The sequence below is a fragment of the Parapedobacter tibetensis genome (genome assembly GCF_024704835.1).
In the GTDB taxonomy this organism is placed as follows: Bacteria; Bacteroidota; Bacteroidia; order Sphingobacteriales; family Sphingobacteriaceae; genus Parapedobacter; species Parapedobacter tibetensis.
Genome location: NZ_JAMXBE010000008.1, coordinates 121,494 through 138,746, shown reverse-complemented (window position 1 = coordinate 138,746; position 17,253 = coordinate 121,494). Strand labels below are relative to the sequence as shown.

Annotated in this window: 17 protein-coding genes; 6 read left to right on the top strand and 11 right to left on the bottom strand. The window is 45.5% G+C overall.

Annotated elements, in window-relative coordinates; translation table 11 throughout:
* Nucleotides 1-45: 45 nt before the first annotated feature.
* The 3 genes from asnS to sucC form a co-directional block, all read right to left on the bottom strand.
* On the bottom strand, nt 46-1,491 hold the full coding sequence (gene asnS / locus NF543_RS14590) for an asparagine--tRNA ligase (RefSeq protein WP_257669070.1): 1,446 nt from the start codon (nt 1,489-1,491) through the stop codon (nt 46-48).
* A 54-nt stretch (nt 1,492-1,545) separates the two neighbouring features.
* Nucleotides 1,546-2,385: a prolipoprotein diacylglyceryl transferase gene (gene lgt / locus NF543_RS14585; RefSeq protein WP_257669069.1), complete on the bottom strand. Its 840-nt coding sequence runs from the start codon at nt 2,383-2,385 to the stop codon at nt 1,546-1,548.
* A gap of 71 nt (nt 2,386-2,456) precedes the next feature.
* Complete coding sequence (gene sucC, locus NF543_RS14580; RefSeq protein ID WP_257669068.1) at nt 2,457-3,647, bottom strand: ADP-forming succinate--CoA ligase subunit beta; 1,191 nt, start codon at nt 3,645-3,647, stop codon at nt 2,457-2,459.
* A gap of 152 nt (nt 3,648-3,799) precedes the next feature.
* Here sucC and NF543_RS14575 point away from each other — a divergent pair, with 152 nt between their 5' ends.
* From NF543_RS14575 to NF543_RS14555, 5 genes are all read left to right on the top strand, one after another.
* Nucleotides 3,800-4,450: an ABC transporter ATP-binding protein gene (locus tag NF543_RS14575; RefSeq protein ID WP_257669067.1), complete on the top strand. Its 651-nt coding sequence runs from the start codon at nt 3,800-3,802 to the stop codon at nt 4,448-4,450.
* Nucleotides 4,451-4,463: 13 nt separating this feature from the next.
* Entirely contained in the window at nt 4,464-4,955 is a 492-nt protein-coding gene (locus tag NF543_RS14570; RefSeq protein WP_257669066.1) for a hypothetical protein, read from the top strand.
* 32 nt (nt 4,956-4,987) lie between these two features.
* Complete coding sequence (locus NF543_RS14565; protein ID WP_257957513.1) at nt 4,988-5,674, top strand: HAD family hydrolase; 687 nt, start codon at nt 4,988-4,990, stop codon at nt 5,672-5,674.
* 11 nt (nt 5,675-5,685) lie between these two features.
* Nucleotides 5,686-7,149, top strand: a complete 1,464-nt coding sequence (locus NF543_RS14560; RefSeq protein ID WP_257669064.1) for a S41 family peptidase — start codon at nt 5,686-5,688, stop codon at nt 7,147-7,149.
* Between the two features lie 67 nt (nt 7,150-7,216).
* Nucleotides 7,217-8,227 carry a LacI family DNA-binding transcriptional regulator gene (locus NF543_RS14555; protein WP_257669063.1) on the top strand — a complete coding sequence of 337 codons (1,011 nt, stop codon included), beginning with the start codon at nt 7,217-7,219 and terminating at the stop codon, nt 8,225-8,227.
* A 3-nt stretch (nt 8,228-8,230) separates the two neighbouring features.
* On the opposite strand, the gene NF543_RS14550 is transcribed toward NF543_RS14555, so the two are convergent.
* Nucleotides 8,231-9,307, bottom strand: a complete 1,077-nt coding sequence (locus NF543_RS14550) for an acetate and sugar kinases/Hsc70/actin family protein (protein ID WP_257669062.1) — start codon at nt 9,305-9,307, stop codon at nt 8,231-8,233.
* A 140-nt stretch (nt 9,308-9,447) separates the two neighbouring features.
* Nucleotides 9,448-10,833 (bottom strand): dihydrolipoyl dehydrogenase, encoded by a 1,386-nt coding sequence (gene lpdA, locus NF543_RS14545; protein ID WP_257669061.1) that lies wholly within the window; start codon nt 10,831-10,833, stop codon nt 9,448-9,450.
* 330 nt (nt 10,834-11,163) lie between these two features.
* On the opposite strand from lpdA (NF543_RS14545), the gene NF543_RS14540 reads away from it, so the two are divergent.
* Nucleotides 11,164-11,466, top strand: a complete 303-nt coding sequence (locus NF543_RS14540; protein ID WP_257669060.1) for a DUF3817 domain-containing protein — start codon at nt 11,164-11,166, stop codon at nt 11,464-11,466.
* A 17-nt stretch (nt 11,467-11,483) separates the two neighbouring features.
* Here the strand turns inward: NF543_RS14540 and NF543_RS14535 are convergent, their stop codons facing one another.
* The 6 genes from NF543_RS14535 to NF543_RS14510 all read right to left on the bottom strand — a co-directional run bounded on the left by NF543_RS14535 (nt 11,484) and on the right by NF543_RS14510 (nt 17,244).
* Entirely contained in the window at nt 11,484-11,873 is a 390-nt protein-coding gene (locus tag NF543_RS14535) for an acyl-CoA thioesterase (RefSeq protein ID WP_257669059.1), read from the bottom strand.
* A 130-nt stretch (nt 11,874-12,003) separates the two neighbouring features.
* Complete coding sequence (gene lpdA, locus NF543_RS14530; protein WP_257669058.1) at nt 12,004-13,410, bottom strand: dihydrolipoyl dehydrogenase; 1,407 nt, start codon at nt 13,408-13,410, stop codon at nt 12,004-12,006.
* Between the two features lie 116 nt (nt 13,411-13,526).
* Nucleotides 13,527-14,060, bottom strand: a complete 534-nt coding sequence (locus NF543_RS14525) for a plastocyanin/azurin family copper-binding protein (RefSeq protein ID WP_257669057.1) — start codon at nt 14,058-14,060, stop codon at nt 13,527-13,529.
* A 144-nt stretch (nt 14,061-14,204) separates the two neighbouring features.
* A complete protein-coding gene (locus NF543_RS14520) occupies nt 14,205-15,818 on the bottom strand; it encodes a hybrid sensor histidine kinase/response regulator (RefSeq protein ID WP_257669056.1) in 1,614 nt (537 codons plus the stop codon).
* Nucleotides 15,819-15,821: 3 nt separating this feature from the next.
* Nucleotides 15,822-16,439, bottom strand: coding sequence for a chemotaxis protein CheB (locus tag NF543_RS14515; RefSeq protein ID WP_257669055.1), 618 nt, complete (start codon nt 16,437-16,439; stop codon nt 15,822-15,824).
* Nucleotides 16,432-17,244 (bottom strand): CheR family methyltransferase, encoded by an 813-nt coding sequence (locus tag NF543_RS14510; RefSeq protein ID WP_257669054.1) that lies wholly within the window; start codon nt 17,242-17,244, stop codon nt 16,432-16,434. Before NF543_RS14510 ends, NF543_RS14515 begins: the two co-directional genes overlap by 8 nt.
* Nucleotides 17,245-17,253 lie beyond the last annotated feature (9 nt).

The following is a 17,253-nucleotide window of genomic DNA, read 5'->3' as shown; positions in this document are numbered from 1 at the left end:
TTGAACGCGGATGACGTGGATTGGATAGATTTACGCAATAAACAATCAGAATTCCGCATTGTTTGGCGTGCGGGGGAATGGAATGACATCCCGGATATTGCCCATGCCCGTGACAAACTGTACGAGGCGTTCAAACCCTAAGCCGAATCCGGCGTGCGGTGCGGTACCGAAGCGCCGGGTATCCAAGTACCAATCCAGCTCTTTCGCTGGGATATCCATCTCTTCCATGCGTTGCTGTAGACGGGAAAGGCGTTCCTCACGCTGTGAACCACCTACCATCTCGCCGATGCCCGGAAAGAGGATGTCCATGGCGCGTACGGTACGACGCCCTTGCTCATCAGGCTCATTTTGTCGCATATAGAATGCCTTGATAGCTGCTGGATAATCGGTAAGGACTACGGGCTTTTTGAAATGCTTCTCAACAAGGTACCGCTCGTGTTCGGATTGTAGGTCGGCACCCCAATCTTCAATGGGGTATTTAAATTGTTTCTTTTGATTGGGCTTGCTACGCCGCAGTATTTCGATGGCCTCCGAATAAGTAAGCCGTTCAAATTCATGGTCGAGACAGAAATGGAGCTTGGCCACCAAATCCATTTCCGAGCGTTCGTTCTGGGGTTTACTTTTTTCTTCTTCAAGCAACCGGTTTTTGAGAAATTCAATTTCATCTGGGCAATGGTCGAGCGCAAATCTAATGATGTATTTAAGTAGCTCCTCGGCCAAATCCATATTGTCTTCAAGGTCATAGAAAGCCATTTCGGGCTCAATCATCCAAAATTCAGCGAGGTGCCGCGTAGTGTTTGAATTTTCTGCACGGAATGTCGGGCCGAAGGTATAGATATTTCCCAATGCCATGGCGGCCAACTCACCTTCCAATTGTCCGGATACGGTGAGGTTAGTGGGTTTGCCGAAGAAATCTTCCTTGTAGTTCACCGAACCATCTTCTTTTCTTGGCGTATTATCGAAATCCAGCGTGGTCACTTTGAACATTTCACCTGCCCCCTCAGCATCCGAACCGGTGATGATAGGGGTGTGCATGTATACAAAGCCGCGTTCATAGAAAAATTGGTGAACGGCAAACGACAATGCATTACGCACCTTGAATACGGCATTGAACGTATTGGTACGGAAGCGTAGGTGTGCGATTTCACGTAGAAATTCCAGGCTATGTTTTTTGGGTTGAAGCGGGAATCGCTCTGGGTCACTGTCGCCAAGTATTTCCAGCGATTCCACTTTTATTTCCACGCGCTGCCCTTTGCCCAGCGATTCGACCAAGGGGCCCGTCACGGCGATAGCCGCTCCGGTGGTAAGGCGTTTGAGCAACATCTCGTCCGTCTGGTCAAAGTCAATGACGGCTTGGAGATTACCCAAGGTAGAGCCATCGTTGATGGCAATGAACTGGTTGTTGCGAAACGTCTTTACCCATCCCTTTACGGTCACCCGGTGCCCGTATTCCGTTGTGTTTAATAAATCCTTTATACGTGTATGTTTCATGTTCAGCTATCAGTTATTAGCTGTCAGCCATCAGCCGGCAGCATCGTGCTAAATTCAGTTTTTGTTATTTAGGATGGTCGTCAATGGTGGGGTGTTTTTGTACAAAGCCAGGAAAATTCCGCATAGAATGAAAGGAATGCTCAGCCATTGCCCCATATTGAGTGCCATCCCTTTTTCGAATGACACCTGTTCTATTTTAACGTACTCGACACAAAACCGAGCCGAAAATAACAAGATCAAGAATATTCCGAAAATAAATCCATCCTGTTTCGTGCGGTTGCGGTATAGCGCAACCATTATCGCGAATATGATGAGGTATGCGCCCGCTTCATAAAGCTGACCGGGATGTCTTGGCAGATCATCCATCAGGGTAAATACCACACCATAATCGGCGCCGGTGGGTTTGCCGATCATTTCTGAATTCATGAAATTGCCCATCCGGATGAATGCTCCGGTCAATGGAACGACCACCGCCAGCCTGTCAAGCACCCATAGGAAACCAAGTTTGGTTTTTTGGCAATATAGTATAATAGCAAGAAGTATGCCGATGGCACCACCATGGCTCGCCAACCCCATATATCCGACAAATTGGTAGCCGCCATCGACTTTTGCAATGGGTAGGAACACCTCCAGCGGCGCTTCCCAAAAGTACATCGGTTGGTAAAAAAGAAAATGTCCGAGTCTGGCTCCGATAAATGTGCCGAGGATCACGTATATTGCCAACCGCTCGAACTGTTCGTCGGGAATATTTTCCTTCTTATATATGCGCGAAATCACATAATAAGCCAATCCGATACCCACTGTAAAAAACAGCCCGTAATACCGGATAGGAAGTACACCGAATAATTTTATGAGTTCGGGTTCGACACTCCAATGTATAATGAAAGCAGTCATACTAGCGGGTTAAACGTAAAGAACCTCCAGTAGGGAGGAGGTTCTTTGTTTAAATATGTTCAATCTAAAGTCTAACTAAGCACCTTCGTCACCAGTTCCGCAGCTTCTTTGAGCAGGATGGCCGAATACACCTCCAGACCGGATTCATCGATGAGCAGTTTGGCCTCTTCGGCGTTAGTTCCCTGCAGCCTCACGATGATGGGTACCGGAATATTGCCGATTTCTTTGTAGGCATCGATTACACCTTGTGCTACCCGGTCGCAACGGACGATACCACCGAAAATATTGATAAGGATGGCTTTCACGTTCGGATCCTTCAGGATAATGTTGAATCCGGCTTTTACAGTTGCAGCATTGGCTGTGCCACCCACATCAAGGAAATTGGCGGGTTCTCCGCCTGCCAACTTGATAATATCCATGGTAGCCATGGCCAACCCGGCACCATTAACCATACAGCCCACATTGCCGTCAAGCTTCACATAATTGAGGTTTGACTCACCAGCTTCGACCTCGGTAGGATCTTCCTCTGCAATGTCGCGCATAGCGGCATAGTCGGGATGACGGAACAAACCATTTTCATCAAGGTTTACCTTTGCATCTACCGCCATTATCTTGTCGTCTGAAGTTTTCAGAACGGGGTTGATTTCGAAAAGAGAGGAATCCGTGGCATCATACGCCTTGTATAAAGCGGCCACAAACTTGGTCATATCCTTGAACGCCGCACCGTTCAACCCGAGGTTGAAAGCAACTTTGCGTGCCTGGAAACCCTGCAACCCTACCTTGGGATCCACTTCCTCCTTAAAAATCAGATGCGGCGTTTTTTCAGCCACTTCTTCGATATCCATGCCTCCTTCGGTAGAATACATGATGATGTTGCGGCCACGGCCACGGTCGAGCAGCACGCTCATATAAAATTCCTTGGTTTCACTTTCTCCGGGATAATAAACATCTTGGGCCACCAATATCTTATTTACCTTTTTTCCTTCGGGTCCGGTCTGTGGCGTCACCAATTGCATGCCGATGATGTCGGATGCCCGTTGTTTCACTTCATCGAGGTTCTTGGCGAGCTTCACCCCGCCTCCTTTGCCGCGTCCACCGGCATGGATTTGGGCTTTCACCACTACCCAGTCTGAGTTGTAATCTTCCTTCAGCTTTTTGGCCGCTTCCACAGCTTGCTCAGGTGTTTCGGCTACGATGCCTTCCTGCACCCGTACGCCAAAACTTTTCAGTATTTGTTTACCTTGATATTCGTGAATGTTCATTTGCGAAAAATTTGGCGTAAAAGTAGCGTTTTAATCGGGAATGGTCAAGCCATTTGGGTGGTATTTTTCACGCAAGGTCGCCAAGGCGCTAAGTTTTGCTTTTGCATATATGTATCTACGTGAAACAACCAAAAAATCCCTACCTTCGCAACATGCTACATGCAAAGGGGATATATAAATCATACGGCACATTGTCCATCCTCAAAGGGGTCGACTTGCATGTTGCCAAGGGAGAGCTGGTCAGCATCATGGGCGCTTCCGGAGCGGGTAAAAGTACGTTGCTCCATATCGTAGGCTCATTAGATAAGCCCGACCGCGGCACAGTAAGCATCAATGGTACGGATGTGGGTACACTGACCACCAAACAATTAAGCGCCTTTCGCAATACACACATTGGTTTTGTATTCCAATTTCACCACTTATTGCCTGAATTTACGGCACTGGAAAACACCTGTATCCCAGCATTTATCAATAAAGTGAACAAGAAGGATGCGGAGAACAAGGCATTGAAACTATTGGAACTCCTTGGCGTGTCCCATCGAAAGGATCATAAACCAGATGAATTATCGGGTGGAGAGCAACAACGGGTAGCCGTGGCCAGAGCGCTGATCAATAATCCTTCCATCATTCTCGCCGATGAACCTTCAGGTAATTTGGATTCCGAAAATGCAGCAGCATTGCACCAGCTGTTCATAGAGTTACGCGACCGATTGAACCAGACGTTCGTGGTGGTGACGCACAATGAAGAACTAGCCAATATTGCTGACCGTGTCATACACATGAAGGATGGAGTAATTGAGTAAGTAAGGCAGCGGTATGTCCAGCAAGGTGCTAATTACACAAGGTACACGGCCATTTGCACAACGGGTGGCCCGGGAGTTATCCTCCCCAAAACAGCAAGTGCTTTTCGGTTCGGCTGATGAAGTGCCTGATGTATTGCTGCGTACAGGGAATTACTTGCGTATCCCACATCCGTCGATGCCGGTTTTCGTGCATGAATTGCTTAAGATTTGTTTGGATAGCGAGGTAGACATCCTGATTCCAATGGGAAAAAATGAGCTGTATCCATTGGCCAAAGCCCGCCCACTTTTTGCCGAATATGGCGTTGAGGTATGGGTGCCTGATGTGGCGGACCTGGCGGGGTTGGTTATCATCGAAAGTCCGCCAAGAAAGCTGCCATTGTTGGTGGTGAGTGATGGGGTGGTGGTAACTGGCCCAGAGGCTGGGAAGCGGCACGGCACTTTATCTGGTGTTTTCATTCCATCAGATTCAGGCGATGAAATGGCATTATGTTGCATCGCCGATTAACTTAGTGAAACGATCTCAATGATTCCGCTAAAATGAACACGATATCATTAAACCATGCTTTTGTTTTTGATTCAAACAGATATATGTTGACCTACGCGGATATCGATACGCATAAAAAAGCCATTGTCTTTGAATTGGACGATGTGCTTTTTCCAAAAAAAGACTATTTGCTACAAGTATATTACTTGTTTGCCAATTTGCTGGAATATACGGAAACAGTACCTCCGGCAAGTGACTTGGTAGATTTTCTGAAAACTGCTTATGAGCGCCATGGTGAAGCGGGATTGTTTGAAAGAGCAGCGGCGGTTTTTGGGATCGACAGCAAATACAAGGAACATTTAGACCGCTTGCACCTGGCGGCGCAGCTGCCCTTGAAGCTCCTGTTATATAAACCTATACTGGATTTGATGCAGACGTTGGATAGTCAAGGAAAGCAATTGCTGGTGTTGACTGCAGGGAACCAGACGATGCAATTGAACAAGATGCGACACATGGAATGGAATGGGCTTGACAAGGTATTGAAAGTATATTTCCAAGAGGAACTAATGGCCAAGCAGCTTGAACCTATGGATTTTTTGTTGAAAGATAATGGACTACAGGCTGAAGATGTTCTATACATTCATTCCGGCGATACAGCTGTATCAATAAATACGCCAATGGTGGACTGCATAGGTGCAGAACGATTTTGGAAACCATCAACTATTACACATAATAACTAGCTATAGCAGGAATGAAAGCAACGATCTTGAAATTATTGACCATCCTATTGCTGTTGGCTGGCGCGATGACTGGTTGCAATCGGGAAACCGTTATGCCCGAACTCGAACGGCCAACTCGGACCGATACCGATGAGGATTTATTAAAAGACTCCGTGTATGTCTATACCTACTTGTTTTATTTATGGCAAGATGACTTGCCTGATTGGTTTTCGGATATACGCAGATATACCATGGGATATAATTCAGCCGATGCGGTATTGGAGGCTCTGAAAGGCTATGCAAAGGATCCCGATGGAAATCCTTACGACCGGTTTAGTTTTTTGGATCGCACAGGTACCATTAATGCCGAAATACAACAAGGCCTAGCAGGAAGTTTTGGGCTTGATGTACGCTATGATAATGATACTGATTTGTATGTGAAGAAGGTAGACCTTGGGTCGCCGGCATACACGCAAGGAATAAGACGGGGATGGCAAATCCTGGAAATCAATGGCAACAACAACCTGTCCTTGGCATCCATGGAACAGGATAATTTCACATTTCTATTCAACGCCTTGGATGCCGGCAACATTAGCCTGCGGCTGCGGAAACCTGATGGCGAGGAAGCATCCCTCAACCTAAGTAGAGGAAACTACCAAATACAACCCATACTGGCAAATCAAGTATATACCATAGGAAGCAAGAAAGTAGGTTATTTTGCGTTTGACAGCTTTGTGTCCACATTAAGCGGGAATAATAATCCAACTTATGTGAAAAGCCAATTGGACCAGTTGATTGCATATTTTGAGAATGAAGGTGTGCAAGAATTGATTGTAGACCTACGATACAATGGGGGAGGGGCCGTAATTACAGCCGAATACCTGTCTGATATGCTAGCCCCGGCTTCGGTGGGCAATGGATTGATGTACACCTCGAGGATTAACGACCTCCTGCAGGATGATGAGGATTGGGCCCAGCTGTTTGCACCTGTTAATTTCAATAAGACCAACATCCTTGACCTCAGCCGGATTTATTTTCTAGTAACCGAAGGTACGGCTTCAGCAAGTGAGCTGCTTATTAATAACTTGCAACCGCATATGGATGTAAAATTGATAGGCGAACATGCAACGTACGGAAAGCCGGTTGGGTTCTTCGCCTTGGATTTATCGAGTGTAGATCTCTATGCCGTTTCTTTTCAATCGTTTAATTCAGTAGGATATGGTGATTATTTCTCGGGAATGCCTGTGGATAAGTTGGTGTTTGACGACCTGACCAAGGATTTTGGGGATGCGGAGGAAAGCATGGTTGCTGAGGCCTTATATTATGCCAAGAACAATAATTTTTCGCCCGAAGCCGTTAGCCTACAGGCCAATTCCAGCGCAGGTAATACCAGCCGGATTGCGCCTCGGCTCAACCGGACCTTGGATCGGCATGGAAACAAAGGCATGTACAATTTTGGCAAAAACCTACGTATGCCCAAGCAAATGCGCCGATAATATTTAATTAAATTGGTATATTGCGCTTTCTTTGATGCCGGATCTGGCCATTAATATTGAACAGCTTATGAAGGAAGGCAAACCTGCAACAATAAAGGAAATTGCGAAACGGTTAAAGATTTCACCTTCCACCGTTTCCAGAGCACTGAACGACCATCCCAGTATAGGCTTGGTAACGACAATGCGTGTGAAGAAGGTTGCAAAGGAGTTGAACTATGAACCCAATCAAACCGCTATTTTCTTTAAGCAACGCAAAACATTCACCATAGGTGTGGTGCTGCCTAGCTTATCTGAACCTTTTTTTTCAGCAGCCATCAGCGAAATTGAAAATGTAGCGAGTTCAAAGAACTACACCGTAATCATGGGCCAATCGCTCGACGATGCTGACCGCGAACTACGGATATTGCAAACACTGAAGACACATCGGGTAGACGGCATCCTGATGTCGATTGGGAAAAATACGCAGAACTATGGATTCATTGACCTGTTGGAAAGTGCGGGCATTCCCATCGTTTTTTTTGACTGTGTGCCTGATTTGGAGAATATCAACAAGGTAGTGAGCGATCTGGAAACGGGAATGCTGGAAGCCATAGACGTCTTTGTCTCTTGTGGGCATAATGCTATATCCTTGATTAACGGACCAACAGCATTGCCTGCCAGCGTCGAACGTAAGAAAGCCTATATTAAAGGATTGAAAAGGCAGAAAATTGCCTTCAAGGAAGAATATATTGTGAATACGGACCTTACGCAAGATGGTAATGAGGCTGCTATTCTGCAGTTGTTATCCCTCTACGACCGCCCCTCAGCCGTGGTTTCATTCAACGATTATGTGGCATTGGATGTGATGAAAACCGTACGCCAAAAAGGTCTGGCACTCAACCAGGATCTCCATTTCATCAGTTACGCTAACTATCCATTATGGAAATATATGGAAAACCCGCCGATGGCTTCTATTGAACAATTCCCAGGAAAGCAAGGGAAGAAGGCGGCAGAGTTGCTTTTTGAACTAATTGATACCGAAGAGAGCCCGAAGCCTGCGAAAGTGGTCTTCAAATCGCGTTTGATTAACCAAGGATAGGTATTATCCCTCCAGAAATTCCGATTCGACGATTTTTTCCTTTTTCTGTTTGGTTTCCGCCCAAGGGGTAGAGATAACGGTATAGGCATTGCCAATATCAAGGCCTACGGCCCGCTCGATGTGGTTCGGACCGCACCATAGGGCCGAGCGCAAGAAATAGCCCATGGATGCATAATTATCTGCACCTTCCGGCACGATGACATCAAGTACGCCTTCGAATTCGCGTTGGAAATGGCTCACCAATTCAGGATACAGCGCCCCCCCACCCACTAAATACAAGCGGTTGGCTTTCTCAAAATCTGTATCCGTAAAGGCCTTCCGCATGGCGGGAGATATCACTTCGTCATAATAACTTGCCAAATGGTTGCTTCTGGCATTCAACAGATTCATTCGTTTTCGGCCGATAACGATATCACCACGCTGGAAACTTTGATTAATCATGTGCTCGTTTTTCATAGACAGGTAATAGCTCGCACTCAACTCGTCATAGAGGGTATTTACCGAGCGCCTAAGTCCTGGAACGCTTACACAGGTTCTGGCTACAGGCCCCTCCGCTGTACTTAATGCGGTTTCACAGGTGCCGTAACCTAAACTCACGACGAAGAAATTACCTTCATCTGCTAGCGGACCTTTGCGAATGGCATTGATGCACCCCATGATTTCGGACATCACTTCCAGATGTGAAATGGTTAGCTGGACGCGGCCACGCCCGCCGCCATTTACCGTGTCTTCATTGTACTCAATGATGATATCGCGTATGGAGAAAAACTCTTCTGCTTGCTGCTTAAACAATTCGTATACTGCAGATGGAAACCCCGTAGTAATCACCAACTCACCAGATTTGGCTTCGGTGGCTAATAACAAACCGGCCTTGGCCAATAATTGGTAGTCCAAATCAACGGGAGAACTATTGATGTTGCGGTATGGAGCATGCCCTTGGGTCAACGCTAATTCACCTACGAGGAAGCCTGAACCAGCCTCAAATAGCTGAATGCGTTTATCTAAGGAAGAAGTAAGCTGTACGAGTGGTTTGTTATGCCTTTCGATGACGCTTGGGATGCTTGTATATTTTGTCTTCATCAGTCTATTGGGGTGGTGATGTACAAATATAATAATAGTTTTGGCTTAGGAAAATAATCCATTGGTTTTTTGGTTGTTACATTTGTGTTAAGAAAAAAAACCTGACAGGTTCCAAAAACTTGTCAGGTTTGTATGGCTGACTATAGGTGTATCACTTCACCGTAGGCATCCGCCGCGGCTTCCATGATGGCTTCACTCATGGTAGGGTGGGGATGGACGGCCTTGATGACTTCATGACCGGTGGTTTCCAATTTACGTGCCACCACCACTTCTGCAATCATCTCGGTGACATTGGCACCAATCATATGGGCACCGAGCAATTCACCATACTTGGCATCGAAAATAACTTTCACGAAACCATCCTTAGCCCCCGCAGCACTGGCTTTGCCTGATGCGGAAAAAGGAAATTTACCCACTTTGATTTCAAAACCGGCTTCTTTTGCTGCTTTCTCGGTATAGCCTACGGAGGCGATTTCGGGTGAGCAATAGGTGCAGCCAGGTATGTTGTTGTAATCGATGGGCGATACATCATGCCCCTTTATTTTCTCTATACAGGTGATGCCTTCGGCAGACGCCACATGCGCCAAAGCCTGACCTTTGACAAGGTCTCCAATGGCATATACGCCATCTATATTAGTTTTGTAAAAATCGTCTACCAATACCCGACCCTTATCTGTTTTGACGCCCACTTCCTCCAAACCGAGGTTCTCAATGTTTGGGGTAATCCCAACTGCAGAAAGCACGGTCTCCGCTTCAATGGTTTCCGTACCCTTAGCCGTTTTGATTTGCACCTTACTCAATTTGCCGGAGGTATCCACGGATTGCACTTCTGCATTGGTAAGGATGCTGATGCCTGCTTTTTTGAGGCTGCGTTCCAATTGTTTAGAAATCTCTTCATCCTCAACGGGGACAATGCGATCAAGATATTCTACGACGGTGACTTTGGTGCCGATGGCATTATAGAAATAGGCAAATTCGACCCCGATAGCCCCCGACCCGACCACAACAAGCGACTCGGGTTGTTTTTGCAGGTTCATGGCCTGGCGGTAGCCGATGATTTTTTTGCCGTCCTGCTTCAAATTGGGTAGCTCACGCGAACGAGCACCGGTGGCTAAAATGGTATGTTTGGCGGTATATTCTTTAGTGGAACCGTCAGTATTTACTTCTATTTTGCCACCTTTCTTAATTTTGGCGGCACCCATGATTACATCAATCTTGTTTTTTTTCATCAGAAATTGGATGCCTTTGCTCATGCCATCGGCTACTCCACGGCTACGTTTGATGATAGCTTCGAAGTTGGCCTCGCCACCTTTGACCTTGATACCGTAGTCTTCAGCATGGTTGAGGTACTCAAATACTTGGGCACTCTTGAGTAAGGCCTTGGTGGGAATACATCCCCAATTGAGGCAAATGCCACCGAGGGATTCACGCTCTACGATGGCTGTTTTAAATCCAAGTTGGGACGCCCTAATGGCAGCTACATAACCACCCGGTCCGCTCCCGATAACAATGATGTCGTAATTCATTATGTATAAGATCTATTTTTAATGGACATATGGAATACTTCATGTATAATTATGGTTTTTTAAGACACATGAATATTTCATAAATATTTATATTATTTCTTCGGATTGATTTACTTTTTCAATTATCGTATTCGATATGGCGGCTACAAACTTACATAAAATTTTTTGTAAGCGGTAGGTGATTAGGCATTAGCAAATAGCCTTTAACAATTAATCTGGCGCTAAAACCTAAAACTTCCGATCTATAGACCGTCACATTTCAGTCAAACCCTTTTGGACGCCTATACACTCGCAGGATAATTGCTAACTTGCCGATCCAAATCGTTGATCATGAGCAAGAATAAACAGACGCTAAGCTGGTTTTGCAACATTGCCCTTATCGAAGGGATATCTATGGTGGTGCTGATAACGTTTTCCGTACTAAAGCGCACCACTGATTTTGGATGGGCTGTATTGGGAGTTAAATACGTGGGTTGGGCGCATGGCATCTTATTCATTGCCTACGTATATCTGTTATGGATGTGCTGGGATAAATATAAATGGAAATTTGGCCGGATAGTGTTATTTTTTGTCGCTTCGTTAGTTCCCTTTGCGCCTTTTTTCGTAGAACGGAAATTGAGGCACGAGCGTTAGCATATGCCCCTGTTGCGTTATGGCTTGTTGCCAGCGTATGCGTAAGTAATTTCCGTTTTGCCGTGGTGTGCGGGATTGCCGTCCTTGTCGAGATTCACAAACACCAGTTTGTCTATTGTGAGTATACTTTTCCGCGTGATTTTGTTACGTACCTGGCAGGTAAGTGTGATGGATGTGCGGCCGAAGTGCGTGGCCGTAATACCCAGTTCGATGATGTCGCCTTGTCTTGCCGAGCTCACGAAATTGATTTCGGAAATAAATTTAGTAACGATGTGAGGGTTGCCTAATTGTACAATGGCATAAATGACGGCTTCTTCATCAATCCAACGAAGTAGCGTGCCACCAAACAATGTCCCATTGGGGTTGAGGTCCTCAGGTTTAACCCATTTGCGAGTATGGAAGTTCATGTTCGTATTATCAGTGATTTTTCCGGTATCTTTCATCCCCCGTTGTACTGCATAACACGGTTTGTAAATTGGGTTAATAGCTGTTCTAGAAATCTAAACGAAGCAAGACTTCTAGAACACCCTATGCGTTTTACATATGGATGGCCCGGTTGGCCGTGGCTGCGAGAGCTGCTTCCCTGAAAGCCTCTGTATAGGTGGGGTGGGCATGGCATATACGAGCGATGTCCTCTGCCGATGCGCGGTACTCCATGGCTATGGTGGCTTCAGCAATCATATCGGCAGCACGAGGACCAATCATATGGACACCCAGCACTTCATCGGTATCAGCACTGGCAAGTACCTTTACAAACCCATCAGTATCGCCGCTGGCCTTGGCCCGACCACTGGCCTTGAACGGGAAGGCTCCTGTCTTATACTTGAGGCCTTCTGCCTTGAGTTGTTCTTCGGTTTTGCCCACGCTGGCCACCTCTGGCCAGGTATAGACCACGCCGGGGATAAGGTTGTAATCGATATGGGGCTTTTGTCCCGCAATACGCTCAGCCACAAAAACACCTTCGTCCTCGGCTTTATGGGCTAGCATGGCGCCTTTGATGGCATCGCCAATGGCATATACACCTTGTATAGGGGTTTCGAGGTGTTCGTTCACCGGTACTTTTTTGCCACGCTCTTCCAGCGTGATACCAATGTTTTCCAGACCGAGCCCTTCAGTATACGCCGTGCGGCCTACGGCCACAATGCAATGGTCGCCTTCCCATTTCACGGATTCTCCCTTAGGGTTTTCCGCAGTCACGGTTACTTTTTTACCTTTTGCCGTAGCACCGGTTACTTTGTGTCCCATGTAAAATTCCATACCAAGCGTTTTTTTCAGTACTCGCTGCAATTCCTTGCCCAATGCTCCATCCATGGTGGGAATTATGGATTTTTCATACTCAACGACTGAAACCTTGCTGCCCAAGCGGGCATAGACCGAACCGAGCTCAAGTCCGATGACACCACCACCGATGATAATCAGATGGTTAGGCACTTCCGTTAGTGTCAATGCCTCGGTGGAAGTAATAATCCGTTTTTTATCTACAGGGAGGAAGGGAAGGGCGGTAGGTTTTGACCCCGTGGCGATGATGATGTTCTTACTGGTGATTTGTGTTGTTTCACCGCCTTCCTTCGTAATTTTGATCGTGTTTTTGTCGACAAACGAACCCACACCATTGAGGCTATCAATTTTGTTTTTTTTGAAGAGGAATTCAATACCAGCCACGTTTTGACCAATTACATCATCCTTTCGCGCAATCATTTGCTTCATATCTACTTGGAGGTTGCTCAGGTTGATGCCATGTGCACTGAAATGTTTAGCAGCATTGTGGTAATGTTCTGATGAATCCAACAGTGCTTTGGATGGGATGCATCCCACGTTGAGGCAGGTGCCTCCAAGGGTTTTGTATTTTTCGATGACGGCTGTTTTTAAGCCCAACTGTGCGCAGCGAATGGCAGCCACATAGCCCCCAGGTCCGCTACCGATTACGATGACGTCGTATTGCATGCGAATTATTTAATCTATTAGATATTCAAAAGTACGCAAAATTACATTGTTAGGGAAGGTGAACAATAAAAAAAGACAGCCGGCTGACTGTCTTTCTTTATTGTCTCATATGGTTTTTATTCTGCTACGATTTTTCCCTTCATAACACCATAATGGCCAGGGAAACTGCATAAATAAGGATATACACCTTTTTCTTCCAAGGTAAATTCAATTACATCGGTCTCTCCTGGCCCCAATAGCTTAGTGTGGGCCAAAATGGATGAAGCAAAAGTAGCCGGGATATACTCGTTATCTACGGCTTTAATGGCTTCACCGCCGAACGCAGGCAAATCGGTCCCAGGTTGGAGAACAACCACGTTGTGTCCCATGGATTCTTTGGGCATCTCCCCTATATTTTTAAAGGTGAGCTTTATGGGCTCCCCCGCTTTAACCCGAAAGAGTTCTTTGTCATATTTCATCAAATCATTACCCGCCAGGGCCAAGTCGTTGCTCAAGGCTACGGTGTCCAGTCCAGGGATATCCACTTTGGGAGTTTCGGTTTCCGAGGTGGTTGTTTCAGTTGTGTCCGATGATTCTTCTTTTTGGTTGCCACCGCAGGCGGCAATGAGTAATGCACTTACAACTAAAGGGGCTAAAAATAATCGCTTCATTTCTGTTAAATCTAATTAATTAAACCACCCATAAATGGGATAGCATTGTTGGTTACGCTGCTTGCTTGCGGCCAAAGGTATGGGATTTCCCAAAATTATACAACGTTAAAAAAGTCCATTTATCATTACATTGTAATTTTAATATTACTTTTCTGCTTTTGACTTTCCGTGGGTCAGTGTTTTGATAATCTGATAAAGTGTCACCGGATCAAAGGGTTTGCCCACCACGGCATTTGCGCCGGCGGCATAAGCAGCTTGCTGTTCACGCTGCAATACTGAAGCAGAAATGGAGATGATGGGAATTTGCCTGAGGTATTCACGATGATCGTTCCTGATGGCGCGGATAGCATCAAATCCGCTCATGACGGGCATATGAGCATCCATCAGGATGAGGTTATATGCGGTGTTTTCCACCTTTTCCAGGGCTTCTCTCCCATTTTTGACGGTATCTACCGTAATTCCCCAGGTATTGAGCATATGGGTAACCATGAAACTGTTCAAGTCATTGTCTTCGGCAAGGAGGACACGGACGTCATTAAGTAGGGGCAAATCGGTATACTGCTTCCTGTCAGATTTCGGCATCATCTCTGAAGCCTCCTCATCGAACCAGCATTGGAATATAAATTCACTGCCTTTGCCCAATTCGCTGTGGGCATGGATCTGGCCCTGGTGCAAGTTGACCAGCCGTTTGACTATAGCCAATCCCAAACCGGTGCCGCCAAAGCGCTTGGTAATGCCTTCTTCCCCTTGTTCGAACGATTGGAAAATCTTGTCAAGCGCATTGCTACTGATGCCGATGCCAGTATCCTTAACTGAAAACTGGATATGTACACGTTGCTTGGAGCGTTTGATCAACTTTGTTTCTAAACAAACGCTTCCTTTTTCCGTAAACTTGATGCCGTTAGAGATGAGGTTGCTCAATATTTGAGTCAAACGCAATGAATCAGCCAGGATATGTTTGGGCAAATTTTCATCATGAGCAACCTTAAAGGTGATCCCTTTCTGTTCAGCTTTATAAGTAAATAGGTTGCCGAGCTCCTTAATGATGTTGGGCAACGACGTTTTGGCATAGTCTAACCGCATTTTCCCCGAGTCAATTTTAGATAGGTCTAAGATGTCATTGATGATCAATAACAGCGACTGCGAAGCATTTTCGAGGTAATCAAGCCACTCAGATTGTTCTCCATTTAGTGGAGAATTCCTAAGCATCGTGGTAATGCCCGTAATGCCATTGATAGGGGTACGTATTTCGTGGCTCATGTTGGCCAGGAAGTTTTCTTTTGATTTTCGGGCTAAATCCGCTTCTTTCTTTGCTTTTATCAATTCAATATGTGATCGTTCAAGCTCTTCGTTTTTTCGTTTCAGTTCACGTTGAATATATACTTGTTGCATGAATGACTTCACCTTTGCTACCGTGATATCAGGGTTGAGGGGTTTGTATAGGTAGTCGATTGCTCCACTATGAAGTCCTTTCAGCAAGAACTTATCTTCTTTAGATATCGCCGTAACCATGATGACCATGATCTGCCATGTTTTTGGGTTGCTTTGCAGCAGGGAAACGAATTCAAACCCATTTATCTCAGGCATCTGCACGTCTACTAATGCGATGGCCACATCTTGGTTCCAACAGTAGCGCAGCGCTTCGTTAGGAGAAGTGCTTCCCCAGATGTTCAAGTTGTCGACATCAGCCAGCAACGCCTTTAGGCTCAATACATTCTCTTCTTTGTCATCCACGATGACCAACTTCAGTTTGTTCATGACCTAATTTCTTGTCAAAATATGTTTGTTCAGTTCTTTGCAGAACGTTACGAGTTCCTCATTCGTGAGGATGATGTCTACTGCTCCCAAGGCTATAGCCGCTTCCGGCATGGTTTTTATCTCTGCGCATTCCGGGTCTTGTACAATGCATACCCCACCCGCCTGTTGGATAGCTGTCATGCCTTGTGCTCCATCTTGATTTGCCCCCGACAGCAAAATTGCAATTGTAGAAGGACCGTATACGTCCGCCACACTTTGCATGGTCACATCGATGGAAGGCCTGCAGAAATTCACGGGCTCGGAAATATCCAGAGAAATGCTGTGATCCGGCTCAACCAACAAATGGTATCCAGGCGGGGCAAAATATACCATAGGTGGTTTTATCAGCTCCTTTTCTTCTGCCACCTTGATGGGGATGTCACATTTGGCCGTCATGCTTACTTCTATATTGGTTTCATATTTAGCATTTCGATGGATAATAACTAAAACCCCGATAGCAAGATTCCCCGGCAGTGCCTTCAGGATATCGAAAAGAACTTTAAAACCACCTGCCGAGCAAGCCAATAATAAAAGTTCGATTCCGTGAAGTTTGCCTCTTATTTGTTGGTCTATTTTACGCAATTTTCTGATAAATGTTTTGTTTTTTATTCACTAACCTGAATTTGTCTTTCAACTTATCTGATCGTAGCGTTTCCCTCGCACCTAAGCAAAGAAATCCAAATAGCGCCAAACTTTCATACAATAAGGTAAGCACGTGTTGTTGCAACGGTGGGTTGAAATAGATTAACACATTGCGACAAGTGATGAGCTGAAACTCATTGAATACACCATCCGAGACCAAATTATGAATGGAAAACAATACGTTTTTTCGCAAATCATGGTGTATAGTAGCCGCATCGTACCGCGCTGTATAATATTCTGAAAACGAATCGTCTGCCTGGGTTTGCATGTAATTGTCAGAGTATTCCTTCATTTTTTTTAAGTCGATTATTCCTTGTTTAGCCTTTTCCAAGACGTTGTGGTTTATGTCAGTACCATAGATGAAAGACCGGTCATACAGCCCTTGTTTTTTAAGTACAATGACTAGCGAATACACTTCTTCACCAGTTGAACATCCAGCACTCCACACCTTGATATAGGGAAATGTGGCCAAATAGGGTAGAACCTCTTCACGCAACGCAATGAAAAAAGTCGGATCACGAAACATCTCCGTCACATTTACGGTTACTTCAATAAGGAACATGTTGAAAAAACCAGGAGTATTTACTAAGTTATCCTTTATGTCAGTAAAATCAAGATGGAATAAATCCATAATTCGAGATACACGTCTTTTGAGTGATGCCCTTGAATAGCCATTCAAATCAAAACCATGGACATTATTGACCAAATCGATTAATTTTTCTAGGTTTTCAAATGATATGCTCATTCTTGTTGT